This window comes from Aeromicrobium sp. Root236, from assembly GCF_001428805.1.
GTDB lineage: Bacteria > Actinomycetota > Actinomycetes > Propionibacteriales > Nocardioidaceae > Aeromicrobium.
In genome coordinates this window covers 797,034-812,163 of the sequence record NZ_LMIS01000001.1, presented here as the reverse complement: position 1 = coordinate 812,163, position 15,130 = coordinate 797,034, and the positions used below count along the sequence as shown (strand labels likewise).

Sequence of the window (15,130 nt, the reverse complement as noted above, 5' to 3'; positions counted from 1 at the left end):
CTCATAGGAAAACTCCGTACGCACTGTTCAACGGTACGTCCGTGGTGGGCATTCCCGGAGTCGTCAGGAGCCGTCCGTCGGCGTGGTCGACGTGTCCGTCGGTGTCGGTTGCGAGGGATCGGGCTGGTCCTTGGGCTTCGGGTCCTTCTTGCCGGCGGGCTTCTTCTCCTCCTTCGGGTCCTTCTTGCCCTTGCCCTTGCCTTCATTCGAGGAGTCCCGCGGCACGACGCCGTTGGAGACGGTCAGCGTCACGGTGGCGCCGGACTTCGCCGTGGTGCTGGGATCGACGTCGATCACGGTCCCCGCAGGCTTGTCGGACTGCGCGAACAAGGGGGTGGCCTTGAGCCCGTAGCGGTCGAGGAGCGCGGCGGCCTCGTCGTACGTCGACCCGACGAGCTTGTCGACCGGGATGCGTACGCGCCCGGTGGCGACCGACAGCGTGACGGTCGAGCCCTCGTCGACATCGGTGCCGGCCCTGGGGGACTGGCGCACGACCTCGCCGGCCTTGATGTGCGCCACGTCGACCTTGCGGATCTCGACCTCGAGCCCGGCCTTCTCTAGCGCGGCCGTGGCGGCACTCTGTGACTTGCCGTCGACGTTGGGCACCGTCACGGTGTCCGCGCCTCCGCCCAGGAGCATCCAGCCGAGCGCTGCAGCGATCAGCACGACCAGCGCCGAGCTGAGGAGCACCATGCGCCGGGGTCGCCCGCGGCGTTCGTGCTCGGCAGCCACCGTGCTCCCGCCAGTCGGGGCGGCGACGAGGGTTGCGGGGTCGTCTCCGGGAGCGCCCACGCTGACGGGCCGCTCCACGATGCCCGGGAGGGTGTCGTCGGGTCGTGCGGCGGCATCGGGCATGGTCGGCTCGCCGCTCATCTCCGGCGCGTGGCCCGGCGGCGCGGGGATCGATGTCGCGAGCGCCGCGGCCTCCACGGACACCGCCGTCGCGGACGACGGTCGTGCGCTGGGCTCCTTGGCCAGCAGCGCGCCGACAAGGGTCGTCGCCTCGTCGGGCACGGTCTCCGGCAGTGCCGGAGCAGCATCGTTCAGGTGGGCCAGGGCTGTGGCGATGTCGCTGTCACGGTGGAACGGCAGGGCGCCGCTGAGACAGGTGTAGGCGACCACGCCCAAGGAGTAGAGGTCCGAGGCGGGGGTGGCCGTACGTCCCGCGGCCTGCTCCGGGCTGAGGTAGTCCGCGGTGCCGACCAGAGCGCCGGTCTGGGTGAGCGGCTCGCCGCCTGCCGCGTGCGCGATCCCGAAGTCCACCAGCATGACCCGGCCGTCGGGGGTCACCAGGATGTTGCCGGGCTTGAGGTCGCGGTGCACGATGCCGGCCTCGTGCGCGACCTCCAGTGCCGCGGCGATCTCGGAGACAATGGCCATCGTCTCGCCGGTCGACAGTGTGCCCCGCTCGGCCAGCAGCGCCGACAACGGCGCGCCGTCGATCAGCGGCATGACCAGGAACGGCACCGGCTTGCCGTCCTCCTCGTCCTCGCCGTAGTCGAACACGTCGACGATGCCGGGATGATGCAGCTTGCCGGCCAGCTGGGCCTCGACCCGCAGTCGCGCCCGGATGTTCTCGTCGTCGGCGAGGTGTGGGCGGATGATCTTGATCGCGACCGTGCGGTCGAGGACCTCGTCGTGGCCCTGCCAGACCTCGCCCATGCCGCCACCACCGATGAGCTTGTCGAGGCGGTATCGACCGCCGAGCAGGGGAGGCATTCCTCAAGATTAATGGCGGATCCGGCACGTCACACGTCGAGGAGACGCTGACGCACTGTCGCAGTTGGGTCGGGACCGGCATGATCGATCCATGGAACGCCGAAGCCTGCTGACCGGCCTCGCCGCGATCGGTGCCGCGACCCTCGTGGGCTGCGGCAGCGACGGGGAGAAGCCCAGCCCGACGCGTACGCCGTCCGGGAGTCCCGCCACGACCACGGCCACGGCCACCCCCACCAGCGTCGACCCCACGATCGCCTCGACGATCGCCACCGGTCTCAACGTGCCATGGGACATCGTGTTCCTCGAGAGCGGCGACGCGTTCGTGTCGCAGCGCGACAAGGGCTCGATCGTCCGCATCACGCCCGGCGGCAAGGTCACCAAGGTCGGCGACGTCGACGGTGCATCAGGTGCCCCCGGGGGAGAAGGTGGCCTGCTCGGGCTGGCGCTGGCACCGGACGACGAGTCGACGCTGTTCGCGTTCGTCACGACCGACTCGGACAACCGGGTCGTCCGCCTGACGCTCAAGGGTGGCGTGATCGCCTCGCAGAAGCCGATCCTGACCGGCATCGGGATCGGCGGCCGGCACCACGGCGGACGCCTCTTGTTCGACGGCGAGGGCAACCTGTTCGTCTCGACCGGGGACGCCGGCGACGGCCCGCTGGCGCAGGACAAGAATTCTCTCAACGGCAAGGTCCTGCGGATCACCCACGACGGCAAGGCGGCCGCCGACAACCCGTTCGGCAACCGCACCTGGTCGTACGGGCACCGCAACATCGAGGGCCTCGCGTACGACGCGGACGGCCGGCTGTGGGCCACGGAGTTCGGTGACAAGGCCAAGGACGAGCTCAACCTCATCGCGCGTGGGGGCAACTACGGCTGGCCGATGGTCGAGGGCCTGTCCGAGGACGACGACCTGGTCAACCCGAAGGTCACGTGGCCCACGGACGACTGCTCACCGGCCGGCCTGGCGATCACCCGGTCGACGGCGTTCCTCGGAGCGCTGCAGGGCGAGTGCCTCTTCGCGGTACCTCTTGACGGCGACCACGCCGGGAAGCCCAAGGCGTACTTCGCCGGCGACCACGGGCGCATCCGCACGGTCGTCACGGCCCCGGACGGTGCGCTGTGGGTCACCACCAGCAACACCGACGGCCGGGGCGACCCGCGGGACCGCGACGACCGGATCCTCCGCGTGACGCTCTGAAGCTACCGGGGCGTAAGGGTTACCCGGCGGGCAAACATGAGGATATCCTCAGGTCAACGCCCGTGAGCAGAGGAGAGCCCCATGGACGAGTCCACCTTCGAGATCGATTCGCAGCAGGTTGCCGAGGCGTCGGCCAGGTTCCCCGCTCATCGCCTCGCTCCCCGGCACGCCAAGCCCGACACCGACATCAGCTATCTCGAGAGCGCTCCGAGTGCCGAGTACGGCCGCCACGCGTGGGACGAGTGCGGGCACCTCTGAGCCACGCCTGACACGCGAAAGCCCCCGGAGCAATGCTCCGGGGGCTTTCGCAGTCCGAATCAGAGGGGCCGGCAAGCCGGCCCCCAAGCTCTCGCGAGCTTGTCGTCCTGCTTAGAGGGGCCGGCAAGCCGGCCCCCAAGCTCTCGCGAGCCTGTCGTCCTACCTAAAGGGGCCGGATGTTGGCGGCCTGCAGGCCCTTCTGGCCCTGCTCGACGTCGAACTCGACCTTCTGGTTCTCGTTCAGCGAGCGGTAGCCGCTGGACTGGATGGCGCTGAAGTGCGCGAAGACGTCTTCGCTGCCGTCGTCGGGGGCGATGAATCCGAAGCCCTTGTCAGCGTTGAACCACTTGACGGTTCCTGTTGCCATGTCTAACTCCTCTTGGCGAGATGTCCCTCACGACCTTCGCGAGTGACTGTCGCGACGTACATCCAACCTTCGAGAAGAACTAGACACCCCGAGAGGAACTCATTCATTCTTACGGCCCAACGTCGTGCAACTGCCGACAAGCCTAGGGCACAGCGAACCCCAAAGGGAAAGCCTTCCGGGTGGTGAATTCCAAAATTCACCACCCGGAAACGCTCACTGCTTTCGACCGAACACCTGCGACACCCACCACACTCCGTCGTCGTCCTGCACGGCCCCGACGCCGATCAAGCGGACCTTGCCGTTGAGCAGGTTGGCCCGGTGGCCGGACGACTTCATCCACGCGCCGACGACTCGGTAACCGCTGCCGAATCCGTACGCGATGTTCTCCGACACCAAGGACAATCCGCAGGCGTCCATGATCGGCTGCATCCTCTGGTGCTTGAGCTCCTTGTGACTGGCCATCCACGCTGCCTGCCGTTCGGCGTAGCGGTCGACGCACGACTGGGCCTTGACCTTGGTCTTGTCGTGATCGACCCGCTTGATGTTGGTCCACCTGATGACGTCGTACTCGTAGGTGTAGGGCGTCATCGCCGAGGCCGGCATAGCCGTCAGGACCAGAACTGCGAACAAAGCTCCCGCAAGAGCGCGCGGGTTCAGTATTTTTTTCATGGGTTCTCCCTCCCACCCACACCATAAATCAGGCGGGGTGGACGGGAGCCGAGAACGTGGAAGTTGGGCTGTCTCATTGCCCTAGTCCGAAGGGACTAGTCCTTATAGTCATCCTGAGCCAAAAGTCAAGACTGCCGTTCTTCCTGAAAATTACCTAAGTTGACCCCGTTGTGCAGGGCGCCTCACGAGGGCGTACGCACCGCAGGCCGGGCAAACCACCCGGCTGCTCCATCAAAGGGAACGAGGGGAACAGTGAAGCGTGTGACGTCAGGCCTAGTCGGCCTCGCACTCGCGGCAGCATTCGGGACGGCCTATACGGCTCCCAGCTCCGCGTCAGCAGCACCGCCGGTCGCCGGTAGCGATCGAGTCACCCACAAGCAGGACGAGCTGCGCAGCCCGATGGAGGACAAGCGCCGCGAGCTGCGTGAGTCCGCCATCACCGGTGTGCTCAACGGTGACCTGAAGCCCGTCGAGAAGGACGGCAGCACCGTCGTCAAGGTCGGTCGCGGCACCAGCCCCGCCGATGCCGCCCGCGCAGGCAACAAGAAGTTCCGCAAGAACTTCAAGGCCCGCGCCGGCGCCAAGCAGCAGGACCAGTACGTCGAGCTCTCGCAGGAGCGCGCCGACAAGATCTTCGTGATCCTCGCTGAGTTCGGCAACCAGCGTCACCCCGACTACCCGGACGTCGACACCGACCCTGACACCCCCGGACCCACGACGTTCGAGGGCCCGCTGCACAACAAGATCCCCGCGCCCGACCGCACCAAGGACAACTCCACGGTCTGGCAGGCGGACTTCAACCGCCAGCACTACCAGGACATGTACTTCAAGACCAACGGCGAGTCGCTCAAGACGTACTACAAGACGCAGTCGTCGGGCCGCTACTCCGTTGACGGCACGGTCTCGGACTGGGTCAAGGTTCCCTACAACGAGGCCCGCTACGGCCGCGAGGACTCCGGCACCTGGTACCTCATCCAGGACGCCGTGACGGCGTGGATCGCGGAGCAGAAGGCCGCCGGCAAGACCGACGCCGAGATCAAGACGGCGCTGCAGGCGTACGACCAGTACGACCGCTACGACTACGACGGCGACGGCGACTTCAACGAGCCCGACGGCTACATCGATCACTTCCAGATCGTGCACGCCGGCGGCGACGAGGCCGACGGTGACCCGCAGCAGGGAGAGGACGCCATCTGGTCGCACCGCTGGAACGCCTTCCTGACCGACGCCGGCATCACCGGCCCGGACTACAACCGCCTCGGCGGCACCGAGATCGGCGACACCGGCATCTGGATCTCCGACTACACGGTGCAGCCCGAGAACGGCGGCCTCTCGGTCTTCGTCCACGAGTACGGACACGACCTCGGCCTGCCGGACGCCTACGCGATCGCCGGTGGCGGCGACAACTCCAACGAGTACTGGACCCTTATGGCCCAGAGCCGCCTCAACGCCAAGGGCGAGCCGCTCGGCACGCGACCGGGTGACATCGGTGCGTGGGAGAAGCTGCAGCTCGGCTGGCTCGACTACGAGGCGATCGGCGCCAAGGAGAAGCGCACGTTGGCGATGGGACCGCAGGAGTACAACACCAAGAAGGCCCAGGGCGCAGTCGTGGTCCTGCCGAAGAAGACCGTCGTCAAGGACAACGGCGCTCCGGCTTCGGGTGCCAAGCAGTTCTACTCGGGCTCCGGTGACAACCTGGCCAACTCGATGACGACTGACATCGATCTGACCGGCAAGACGACGGCGTCGGTGACGGCCAAGATCCGCTACTCGATCGAGGAAGGCTACGACTACGCGTACTTCCAGGCGTCGACGGACGGCGGAGCCAACTGGACCGCGCTGAACGGCTCGTTCAACGGGGCCGCGCTCCCGCCGGACACCAGCGGCAACCCGTCGCTCACCGGTGACCACGCTCCATGGGACGAAGTGCTGATCCCGCTGGACACGTACGCCGGACAGAAGATCAAGTTCCGGGTCTACTACAAGACCGACGGCGGTCTCGCCAAGCCCGGACTGTTCCTCGATGACGTCAAGCTGACGGTCGACGGCGCGACAGTGCTGGACGACGGCGCAGAAGACGGTGGACCGGCGTGGACGTTCAACGGATTCTCGATCGTGGGAGCCACCACGTCGAGCCTCGCCGACAACTACTACGTCATGGGTCACCGCTCCTACGTGTCCTACGACAAGTACCTGTTGACCGGCCCGTACAACTTCGGCTTCACCAACACGAAGCCGGACTGGGTCGAGCACTACAAGTACGGTCACGGCCTGCTGATCTCGTACTGGGACACCTCGATGAAGGACAACAACACGAGCCTTCACCCGGGGTCGGGCCGCAACCTGCCGATCGACGCCAACCCGAGGCCGATCATCAACCTCGCAACGGGTGCACCGTGGCGGCCTCGCATCCAGGTGTACGACGCACCGTTCTCGCTGCACAAGGCGGACTCGATGACGTTGCACACCAACGGCGTCCCGAGCTACATCCGTGGACAGGCTGCCCAGCCGTTGTTCGACGACACCAAGAAGTACTGGTACGCCGAGCTCCCCAGCCACGGGGTCAAGCTGCCTGCGGTGGGCGTCAAGGTGAAGGTCCTCGACGAGGACGGCACCTCGCTGAAGGTCAGGTTCAACTGACCTGAGTGGCCAAGGACTGAGGGGCGCGCATCAGGGGGTGCGCGCCCCTCACTTGTGCCCGGAGGCTGAGCCGCGGCGCCCGCTATGACCTGGGAAGCGGACGCCGCGGCGGTCTAGGAGGTGCGTACGACCTGGTCGATCGCACCGGAGGCGCCGCCGAACTCGTCGGCGACCTCACCGCTGACCTCGTCGTCGTGACCCGCGAGGCTGCGGTCGGCGTCTGCCAACAGGTGGCGGCCGGAGGCGAGCACGCCGATCGCGACGAGCACCGTGATCGCGCCGATCGCGAACGGCACGTGCACGTCGAAGTGCTCGACGAGCTTGCCGGCCGCGAACGGGGCCAGGCCGCCGCCGATGAACCGCACGAATCCGTACGCGGCAGAGGCCACCGGACGCTCGACCGGCGAGACCGTCATGACGGCCTGCGTCATCAGCGTGTTGTTGATGCCGATGAAGATGCCCGCGGCGATGACACAGCCGATCATGAGCACCTGGTTGGTCGGGCTGATCGCCATGACTGCGAGGTCGACGGCGAACAGGCCCAGCGAGCCGTAGAGCGAGGCGGCCGTGCCGAATCGCTGCTGCAGCCACGGAGCTCCGATGACCGAGAAGAAGGCGACCAGGACACCCCAGCAGAAGAAGACCCAGCCGAGCGCCGTGATCGACAGGCCCATCGGGAACGGCGCGTAGCCGAGCATCGTGAAGAAGCCCCAGTTGTAGAGCAGCGCCGTGACGCTCATCGTGAGGAGCCCGCGATGCCCGAGGGCGCGCAACGGCGCGCTGAGGGACGTGCGGTGCTCGGGCTTCGGCGTGGCGGGCAGCAGGAACACGGTGGCGACGAGGGCGATCGCCATGAGCGCCGAGACACCGTAGAACGGGCCGCGCCAGCTGATGTTGCCGAGCACGCTGCCGACGAGGGGGCCGGCGGCGATGCCCAGGCCCAGCGCGGCTTCGTACAGGATGATCGCCCCGGCGAACCCACCACGGGCGCTGGCGACGATCGCCGCCAGCGAGGTGGCGATGAACAGGGCGTTGCCCAGGCCCCAGCCGGCACGGAACGCGACGATGCCCGAGATCGTGTCGGTCGATCCGGCGAGCGCGGCGAACACGACGATGATGACGAGCCCCGTCAGCAGCGTCCGCTTGGCGCCCAGGCGGCTCGAGACCCAGTTGGTGACGAGCATCGCGACGGCGGTGACGACGAGATAGCTCGTGAAGAGCAGGGTCACCTGGCTCTCGGTGGCATCGAGCTGGGTCTTGAGGGCCGGCAGGATCGGGTCCACGAGGCCGATGCCCATGAACGAGATCACGCAGGCGAACGCGACGGCGTAGACCGCCTTGGGCTGCTTGAACAGGGTGGTGGTGTCAGACGACATGAAGCTCCGTGACGTTGTAGAGGGCAGGAAGTGCTGCCTCGACGGCAGCGAGCTCGTCGGGGGAGAGCCCCGCGAGTCGGTCGATGATGACGGCGTCCTGGGCGGCCCGGCGGCGCTCGAGCATCTCGCGGCCGCGCGGCGTGATGTCGATCAGGGCGGCGCGGCCGTCGCGGGCGTCGGCCTTGCGGCTGACCAGGCCGGCGGCCTCGAGGCGCTGCACGAGACCGGTCATGGCCGGCTGGGTGACCGCTTCGCGTTCGGCGAGCGTCGTGATCCGCATGGCCCCCTCGCGTGAGAGCCACGACAGGGTCGAGGCAGCGGTGCGGCTCAGCAGGTCGGTGCGGGTCGAGCGAAGCAGGCCACCGGCGAACTCGCGGAGTGCCTGGGCGAGATGTTCAAGATCAGGTTGCGCCATGCAACCAAGTGTATGACGCAGTTATGCAACATTCAACTTGTGATCGTTGCGTATTCGGACGTGTTGTCGGTCACGCGGGTCTACTCTGCTCGTGACAGGGGAAGGATCACATGAGCGATACCAGCGGCATACCGGCCAAGAAGAGTTCCGCGAAGAAGGCTGCGGCCAAGAAGAGTCCGGCGAAGAAGGCTGCGGCCAAGAAGAGTCCGGCGAAGAAGGCTGCGGCCAAGAAGAGTCCGGCGAAGAAGACGGCCGCCAAGAAGAGTCCCGCGACGAAGACGGCCGCCAAGAAGAGTCCGGCGAAGAAGGCTGCGGCCAAGAAGAGCCCGGCGAAAAAGGCGGCCGCCAAGAAGACGGCGTCGGCGCGGTTGAAGACCACACGACGCGCAGCGACCACAAGGTTGCGGAAGTCTTCCTCCGCCCTGGCGAAGAGTGCCCCCAGCTCGAAGTTCTTCAAGAATGCGCGCAAGAGGGCAGGTTCGATCATCCAAAACCCCGAGAAGCTGAAGAAGCTCGCTGCGGACTCCGCTTCACGGGCCGGCGACAGATCGGGGCCGTTCGAAGAGGTGCTGGGGGATCTGAAGGCGATGATCCGGATGGTCACGTCGTACGCCAAAGGCGACTATCGACAGATCTCGACGGACACATTGTTGCTGGTCGTAGCTGCTCTGGTCTACGTCGTCTCACCGATCGATCTGATCCCTGATGCAATTCCAGGAGTGGGACTGCTGGACGATGTGACGGTTGTCGTTTGGGTTGTCGGCCGAGTCAAGAATGAGCTGGATGCATTTCGCTCGTGGGAGGAAACCCGGTAGGAATCCGTAAGTCTTTCAGTGGCGACGCAGGGCGTAAAGTGCGCCGCCGGTAGCGAGGACGATTGCGCCGACGAGGATCGTCGAGGGCGGCAGGCTCAGGGCCAGCGCCGTGCAACCCGCGAGACCGAGGGCCGACACCAACCGTGGCAGCGTGGCGCGGTTGAGGGTCCACGCCGAGGCGTTGGCGATGGCGTAGTAGATCAGCACGCAGAACGACGAGAACGCCACGCTGGTCACGAGGTCGCCGAAGCAGATCAGCCCAGCGACCACCACCGCGACGGCGATCTCGGCGGCGTGAGGCACCCTCGTGCGTACGCTCACAGCGGCGAGGCCGCGCGGCAGATGGCCGTCGCGAGCCATCGCCAGGGTGGTGCGGGAGACCCCGAGCATGAGCGACAGGAGCGCGCCACCGGCCGCGAGAGCCGCGGCAACCAGGACGAACGGCACGAATCCGTCGGCATCGGCCGCCTTGACTCCCGCGACGAACGGGCGAGCCGAGCCCGCGAGACCGGCGGCGCCGAGCACGTGCAGGAGTGCTACTGCGGCCGTCGCGTAGAGCGCGAGCACGAGGACGAACGTGATGGCGATCGCGCGCGGGATGGTGCGGGCGGGTTCGCGCACCTCCTCGCCGAGGGTGGCCAGGCGGGCATAGCCGGCGAAGGCGAAGAACAGCAGCCCCGCGGCCTCGAGCACGCCGCCGGACGACGTCGGCAGATCCGGGCTCGACGCGGACGATCCCGTGAGCATGACCACGGTGGCGGCGACCACGATGGCGACGACACCCGCGACGAGCGGGATGCTGATGGCGGCCGACTTCTCGACGCCCGCGAGGTTGACCGCGGTGAACACGGCGACAGCAGCCGAGGCGCCGAACCGGGCGTGGTCGGGCCACAGGTAGTGGCCCAGTGCGAACGCCATCGCGGCGCACGAGGCGACCTTGCCCGCGACGAACGACCATCCGGCGAGGTAACCCCACAACGGCCCGAGCTGTTCGCGGCCGTAGACGTACGTGCCGCCGGCGACCGGGTGCCGACGAGCCAGGCGGGCCGACGAGATCGCGTTGCACGCTGCGACCACGGCGGCGAGGGCGAGCGCGACGAGGACCCCGTCTCCGGCTGCGGACACCGCTGGCGGGAACACCACGAACAACCCGGCGCCGATCATGGCGCTCATGCCCACTGCGACCGACCCGACGAGCCCCAGGCGCCGATCGAGCGGTGTGGTCATGTCAGAGGTCGTAGTCGATGACCAGAGGGGCGTGGTCGGACCAGCGTTCGGCCCAGCTCGAGGCCCGGTCGACCACCGCCTCGCGAGCCGCGGCGGCCAGCTCGGGTGTCGCGATCTGGTAGTCGATGCGCCAGCCCGTGTCGGTGTCGTAGGCCTGGCCGCGCATGGACCACCACGTGTAGGGCCCGTCGACGTCGCCGGCGAGGGTGCGGTGCACGTCGACCCAGCCGAGCTCGCCGAAGTAGCGGTCGAAGTAGGCGCGCTCCTCGGGCAGGAAGCCGGCCTTCTTGACGTTGCCCTTCCAGTTCTTGATGTCGCGCTCGGTGTGGCCGACGTTGAGGTCGCCCGTGACGATGCCGTGGTTGCCGGTGGCGCGGATCTCGGCGAGGCGTACGGCCATCTGCTCGAGGAATCGGTACTTGTCGTCCTGGCGGGGCGTGCCGGCCTCGCCGGAGTGCACGTAGGCCGACACGGTCGTCAGGGTCGACCCGTCGGCCAGCGGCACGTCGGCCTCGATCCAGCGGCCCGAGTCGTGGAAGTAGTCGTCACCGTTGCCGACCCGGAACTCCGTGGGCTCGGTGCGGCTGAGCACGGCGACACCCGCCCGGCCCTTGGCGGCGGCCTCGGCGTGGACGACGTGGTAACCGGCGTCGGCGGTCAGCTCACGCACGATCTCGTCGGGCGCGCGGACCTCTTGCAGGGTCACGATGTCGGCACCCCGGTCGGCGAGCCAGTCGCCGAATCCGAGGGTCTGGCCCCTGGTCTTGTTGTGGGCGGCGCGGATGCCGTTGACGTTGACGGTGGCGATACGAAGCACGGGCTCACAGTAGTCGGCGGCGCCGACGGTTCTGACCCCGTGTCAGCTGGCGGCGACGAGCGCCGTGGCGACCGCCAGCAGCGCCGGTACGCCCTGGATCGCGGCGGCGCGGGCGAAGGCCTTGCCCCCGCTGGAGATCAGCACGACGGCGGCGGCCAGCATGCTGCCGCAGGCGAACACGATCAACGTCCAGCCGATGGTGTCGTGGTCGTCGGAGAACGCGACGTACCCGATGCCGACGAACGTGCCGACGGCGAGGAAGAGGTTGTAGAAGCCCTGGTTGTACGCCAGCGACGCCATCGTGTCGGCGTCCTCCTGCGACGCCAGCCCGAACGTCTTCCACGTCTTCGGCTTGCGCCAGTCGAGCGACTCGAGCTTGAAGAACAGCACGTGCAGCAACCCGGCGATGCCGGCGAGGATCAGGGCGAGAGCGGTCATGCCCTGCAACCTAGCGGGTCTGCGAGGTTTTGAAGCGTTGCGCAGGCTCAGGACGCCCGGAACGTGCGCAACGCTTCACAACCTGGCCGCCGCGCGGCCTAGAACTCCTCGTGCGTACGAGGGTCGCCGCCGATGCGTTGCCCGGTGTCGAGCCCGGCGATGCGCTCGAGGTCGTCGTGGTCGAGCTCGAAGTCGAAGATGTCGAGGTTGCTGCGGAACCGTTCCGGCGTGGCCGACTTCGGGATCGGTGCCGCACCGATCTGGGTGTGCCAGCGCAGCACGACCTGGGCCACGGACTTGCCGTGCCGCGCGCCGATCTCGGCCAGCACCGGGTTGTCGAGCAGGTCGCTGCCTCGGCCGATCGGGCTCCAGCTCTGCGTGATGATGCGATAGCCCTCGTCGGCCGCGCGCTGCTCAACCTGCGGGAAGTAGGGGTGCAGCTCGACCTGGTTGACCGCCGGCGCCACCCCGGTCTCAGCCACGATCCGGCTGAGGTGCTCGGGCAGGAAGTTGGACACGCCGATCGACCGGGTCAGCCCCTCGTCGCGCAGCTCGATCATGGCCTGCCACGTCTCGACGTACTTGTCGATGCGCGGGAGCGGCCAGTGGATCAGGTAGAGGTCGACGTGGTCGAGGCCCAGGCGTTCGAGGGATGCGCTCAGCTCGATGCGCGGACCTTGCGAGCCGTGCGCGTTGCCGGGCAGCTTGGTCGTGACGAACAGCTCGTCGCGGGAGACCGGTGAGTCGGCGATGCCGCGGCCCACCTCGGTCTCGTTCTCGTAGCGGGTCGCGGTGTCGAGCAGGCGGTAGCCCGTGTCGATCGCCTCGACGAAGATCTGCGGGTCCTTGATCGAGTACGTCCCGAAGCCGAGCAGCGGCATCTGGCGTCCGTCGTTGAGCTCCACGAGAGGTGCGGTGTCCATGCGTCAAACCTAACCGGGGATGTCCTTTCGACAAGCTCAAGGACCGTGGGCTCAACCGACCTGTTGGGCGGCGGCCCGGCCCGCGGCGCGGCCGCTGAAGATGCAGCCGCCGAGGAACGTGCCCTCGAGCGAGTTGTAGCCGTGCACGCCGCCGCCGCCGAAGCCGGCCACCTCGCCCGCGGCGTACAGGCCGTCGACCGGCGAGCCGTCGGTGCCCAGCACCTGGGAGTCGAGGTTGGTCTCGAGCCCGCCGAGCGACTTGCGGGTCAGGACGTGCAGGCGTACGGCGATCAGCGGGCCCTTCTTGGGATCGAGGATCTTGTGCGGGGAGGCGACGCGGATGAGCTTGTCGCCGCGGTAGCTGCGCGCCTGCTTGAGCGCGGCGATCTGCAGGTCCTTGGTGAACGCGTTGTCGAGCTCGCGGTCGCGCTCGGCGACCTGACGACGTACGTCCTCGACGTCGACGGGCGCGTCGGGCGTCAGGGCGTTCATGCCGGCGACGAGCTCCTCGATCGTGTCGGCGACGATGAAGTCCTCGCCCTTGGACTTGAACGCCTCGACGGGCCCGGTCGCACCCTTGGCCAGGCGCTGCTTGACGAGCTCGCGCACGCTCTTGCCGGTCAGGTCGGGGTTCTGCTCCTGGCCGGAGAGGGCGAACTCCTTCTCGATGATCGCCTGGGTCAGCACGAACCACGAGTGGTCGTGGCCGCTCTGCCGCAGCAGCTTGAGCGTGCCGAGCGTGTCGAACCCGGGAAGCCCTGGGATCGGCAGCCGCTTGCCGGCGCCGTCGAGCCAGATCGACGATGGACCGGGAAGGATGCGGATGCCGTGCAGGGGCCAGATCGGGTCCCAGTTCTTGATGCCCTCGACGTAGTGCCACATGCGGTCGCGGTTGATGTGGCTCGCCCCGGCCTTCTCCGCGATGCCGAGCATGCGGCCGTCGACGTGCGCCGGGACGCCGGAGATCATGTGCTCCGGGGGAGTGCCGAGGCGTTCGGGCCAGTTGGCGCGGACGAGCTCGTGGTTGCCGCCGATGCCGCCCGACGTGACGATGACGGCCTGCGCGGTCATCGTGAACTCACCGATGGACGTACGCGATGTGGGTGCGGCGCGTTCGGCGTCCGTCGGCTCGAGGACCTGTCCGCGTACGCCGGTGACGGCTCCGTCGGTGACGATCAGCTCGTCGACCTGGTGGCGGAAAGCGAACTGCACGAGGCCCTGGTCGTGGCCGCCGCGGACCAGCTTCTCGAACGGCTCGACGATGCCGGGGCCGGTGCCCCAGGTGATGTGGAACCGGGGGACCGAGTTGCCGTGGCCGCTGGCCAGCCCGCCGCCGCGCTCCGCCCAGCCGACGACCGGGAACACGCTGTGGCCGCGCTCCTTCAGCCAGGCACGCTTCTCACCGGCGGCGAAGTTGACGTACGCCTCGGCCCATTGCCGCGGCCAGTGGTCCTCGTCGCGGTCGAACTGGGCGCTGCCCATCCAGTCCTGCATCGCGAGCTCGACCGAGTCCTTGATGCCCATGCGGCGTTGCTGAGGGGAGTCGACGAAGAACAGGCCGCCGAACGACCAGAACGCCTGGCCGCCGATGCCCTGCTCGCCCTCCTGGTCGACGAGGATGACCTTGCGGCCGGCTTCGACAAGCTCTGCGGTGGCGACCAGGCCGGCGAGGCCCGCTCCGACGACGATGACATCAGCATCCATGACGCAGATTGTGTCGTACGTGGGTGTCCCCGCCCGCGTCGGCCGACCCGCAGATAGTCTTCGGCGATGAACCCTCTCGGACTGGTTGCTCGGATTGTGGCAGCAGTGGCGATGGGCGCGGCCGTCGTGTTCTCGTTCGTTCCGCACTTCCTGACGGTGTCGTTCGACTTCGATGGCCCGGGCGGCGGCGGGTACTCCACGGGATTCTCCGCTTGGCATCGCCTGGGCGGTTTGGGCGGCCTGGCTCTGCTCTGTGGCGTGGTCCTCGCGATCGTCGCCGCGTCGCTGCCCACGTCGCAGACGCTGGCACGCCGCCTCCTGGCCGGGATGTCCGGTGCCATCTCTCTCGTGGCGGGTGGGCTGTTCGTCCTGTACCTGCTCGTCGAGCAGCACGATTCGGCCGACGGCATCCGCGGCATGGACTTCGGCCTCGGCTGGTCGGGCTTCGTCGTCCTCGGGCTGACGGCCGTCGCCACGGCGGTGGCCGTGGTCGCGGCACTCCTCGCTGACGAGGTGACCCCGGGCCCCGCTCATCCGCCGCCGCCCTGGGCGTGAAGATCC

At 67.9% G+C, this 15,130-nt stretch carries 15 protein-coding genes; 5 read left to right on the top strand and 10 right to left on the bottom strand.

The window, feature by feature from the left end; translation table 11 throughout:
* Window positions 1-63: 63 nt before the first annotated feature.
* Window positions 64-1,719, bottom strand: coding sequence for a protein kinase (locus ASE12_RS04170; RefSeq protein ID WP_056397295.1), 1,656 nt, complete (start codon window positions 1,717-1,719; stop codon window positions 64-66).
* A gap of 91 nt (window positions 1,720-1,810) precedes the next feature.
* Between ASE12_RS04170 and ASE12_RS04165 the strand changes: the two genes are divergently transcribed.
* Together ASE12_RS04165 and ASE12_RS19975 are read left to right on the top strand one after the other, a co-directional pair.
* Window positions 1,811-2,920, top strand: a complete 1,110-nt coding sequence (locus tag ASE12_RS04165; RefSeq protein WP_056397294.1) for a sorbosone dehydrogenase family protein — start codon at window positions 1,811-1,813, stop codon at window positions 2,918-2,920.
* 81 nt (window positions 2,921-3,001) lie between these two features.
* Window positions 3,002-3,178, top strand: coding sequence for a hypothetical protein (locus tag ASE12_RS19975; protein ID WP_157412807.1), 177 nt, complete (start codon window positions 3,002-3,004; stop codon window positions 3,176-3,178).
* 163 nt (window positions 3,179-3,341) lie between these two features.
* Here ASE12_RS19975 and ASE12_RS04160 read toward each other — a convergent pair whose 3' ends face one another.
* Together ASE12_RS04160 and ASE12_RS04155 are read right to left on the bottom strand one after the other, a co-directional pair.
* A complete protein-coding gene (locus tag ASE12_RS04160) occupies window positions 3,342-3,545 on the bottom strand; it encodes a cold-shock protein (RefSeq protein ID WP_056214575.1) in 204 nt (67 codons plus the stop codon).
* Between the two features lie 213 nt (window positions 3,546-3,758).
* A complete protein-coding gene (locus ASE12_RS04155; protein ID WP_082582070.1) occupies window positions 3,759-4,214 on the bottom strand; it encodes a CAP domain-containing protein in 456 nt (151 codons plus the stop codon).
* 261 nt (window positions 4,215-4,475) lie between these two features.
* Here ASE12_RS04155 and ASE12_RS04150 point away from each other — a divergent pair, with 261 nt between their 5' ends.
* On the top strand, window positions 4,476-6,854 hold the full coding sequence (locus tag ASE12_RS04150) for an immune inhibitor A domain-containing protein (RefSeq protein ID WP_235508837.1): 2,379 nt from the start codon (window positions 4,476-4,478) through the stop codon (window positions 6,852-6,854).
* Between the two features lie 113 nt (window positions 6,855-6,967).
* On the opposite strand, the gene ASE12_RS04145 is transcribed toward ASE12_RS04150, so the two are convergent.
* Complete coding sequence (locus ASE12_RS04145; protein WP_056397289.1) at window positions 6,968-8,230, bottom strand: MFS transporter; 1,263 nt, start codon at window positions 8,228-8,230, stop codon at window positions 6,968-6,970.
* Window positions 8,220-8,645, bottom strand: coding sequence for a MarR family winged helix-turn-helix transcriptional regulator (locus ASE12_RS04140; protein WP_056397288.1), 426 nt, complete (start codon window positions 8,643-8,645; stop codon window positions 8,220-8,222). The genes ASE12_RS04145 and ASE12_RS04140 overlap by 11 nt, the downstream gene beginning before the upstream one ends.
* 110 nt (window positions 8,646-8,755) lie before the next feature.
* Here ASE12_RS04140 and ASE12_RS19670 point away from each other — a divergent pair, with 110 nt between their 5' ends.
* Entirely contained in the window at window positions 8,756-9,460 is a 705-nt protein-coding gene (locus ASE12_RS19670; RefSeq protein ID WP_082582069.1) for a YkvA family protein, read from the top strand.
* 15 nt (window positions 9,461-9,475) lie between these two features.
* Here ASE12_RS19670 and ASE12_RS04130 read toward each other — a convergent pair whose 3' ends face one another.
* The 5 genes from ASE12_RS04130 to ASE12_RS04110 all read right to left on the bottom strand — a co-directional run bounded on the left by ASE12_RS04130 (window position 9,476) and on the right by ASE12_RS04110 (window position 14,569).
* A complete protein-coding gene (locus ASE12_RS04130; protein WP_056397286.1) occupies window positions 9,476-10,687 on the bottom strand; it encodes an APC family permease in 1,212 nt (403 codons plus the stop codon).
* Window position 10,688: 1 nt separating this feature from the next.
* Entirely contained in the window at window positions 10,689-11,504 is an 816-nt protein-coding gene (locus tag ASE12_RS04125) for an exodeoxyribonuclease III (protein WP_056397285.1), read from the bottom strand.
* A gap of 42 nt (window positions 11,505-11,546) precedes the next feature.
* A complete protein-coding gene (locus tag ASE12_RS04120; RefSeq protein WP_056397284.1) occupies window positions 11,547-11,942 on the bottom strand; it encodes a DUF1304 domain-containing protein in 396 nt (131 codons plus the stop codon).
* Window positions 11,943-12,040: 98 nt separating this feature from the next.
* Window positions 12,041-12,865, bottom strand: a complete 825-nt coding sequence (locus ASE12_RS04115; protein ID WP_056397283.1) for an aldo/keto reductase — start codon at window positions 12,863-12,865, stop codon at window positions 12,041-12,043.
* 51 nt (window positions 12,866-12,916) lie between these two features.
* Entirely contained in the window at window positions 12,917-14,569 is a 1,653-nt protein-coding gene (locus ASE12_RS04110; RefSeq protein ID WP_056397282.1) for an FAD-binding dehydrogenase, read from the bottom strand.
* Between the two features lie 66 nt (window positions 14,570-14,635).
* Between ASE12_RS04110 and ASE12_RS04105 the strand changes: the two genes are divergently transcribed.
* The gene (locus ASE12_RS04105; RefSeq protein ID WP_157412806.1) at window positions 14,636-15,124 is read left to right on the top strand and encodes a hypothetical protein; all 489 of its coding nucleotides are present in this window, start codon (window positions 14,636-14,638) and stop codon (window positions 15,122-15,124) included.
* Window positions 15,125-15,130 lie beyond the last annotated feature (6 nt).

Coding starts and splice junctions, on each gene's coding strand:
- ASE12_RS04110 (WP_056397282.1), bottom strand. CDS start 14,569: ATGGATGCTGATGTCATCGTCGTCGGAGCGGGCCTCGCCGGCCTGGTC.
- ASE12_RS19975 (WP_157412807.1), top strand. CDS start 3,002: ATGGACGAGTCCACCTTCGAGATCGATTCGCAGCAGGTTGCCGAGGCG.
- ASE12_RS04170 (WP_056397295.1), bottom strand. CDS start 1,719: ATGCCTCCCCTGCTCGGCGGTCGATACCGCCTCGACAAGCTCATCGGT.
- ASE12_RS04130 (WP_056397286.1), bottom strand. CDS start 10,687: ATGACCACACCGCTCGATCGGCGCCTGGGGCTCGTCGGGTCGGTCGCA.
- ASE12_RS04120 (WP_056397284.1), bottom strand. CDS start 11,942: ATGACCGCTCTCGCCCTGATCCTCGCCGGCATCGCCGGGTTGCTGCAC.
- ASE12_RS04140 (WP_056397288.1), bottom strand. CDS start 8,645: ATGGCGCAACCTGATCTTGAACATCTCGCCCAGGCACTCCGCGAGTTC.
- ASE12_RS04165 (WP_056397294.1), top strand. CDS start 1,811: ATGGAACGCCGAAGCCTGCTGACCGGCCTCGCCGCGATCGGTGCCGCG.
- ASE12_RS04155 (WP_082582070.1), bottom strand. CDS start 4,214: ATGAAAAAAATACTGAACCCGCGCGCTCTTGCGGGAGCTTTGTTCGCA.
- ASE12_RS04105 (WP_157412806.1), top strand. CDS start 14,636: ATGAACCCTCTCGGACTGGTTGCTCGGATTGTGGCAGCAGTGGCGATG.
- ASE12_RS04145 (WP_056397289.1), bottom strand. CDS start 8,230: ATGTCGTCTGACACCACCACCCTGTTCAAGCAGCCCAAGGCGGTCTAC.
- ASE12_RS04160 (WP_056214575.1), bottom strand. CDS start 3,545: ATGGCAACAGGAACCGTCAAGTGGTTCAACGCTGACAAGGGCTTCGGA.
- ASE12_RS19670 (WP_082582069.1), top strand. CDS start 8,756: ATGAGCGATACCAGCGGCATACCGGCCAAGAAGAGTTCCGCGAAGAAG.
- ASE12_RS04115 (WP_056397283.1), bottom strand. CDS start 12,865: ATGGACACCGCACCTCTCGTGGAGCTCAACGACGGACGCCAGATGCCG.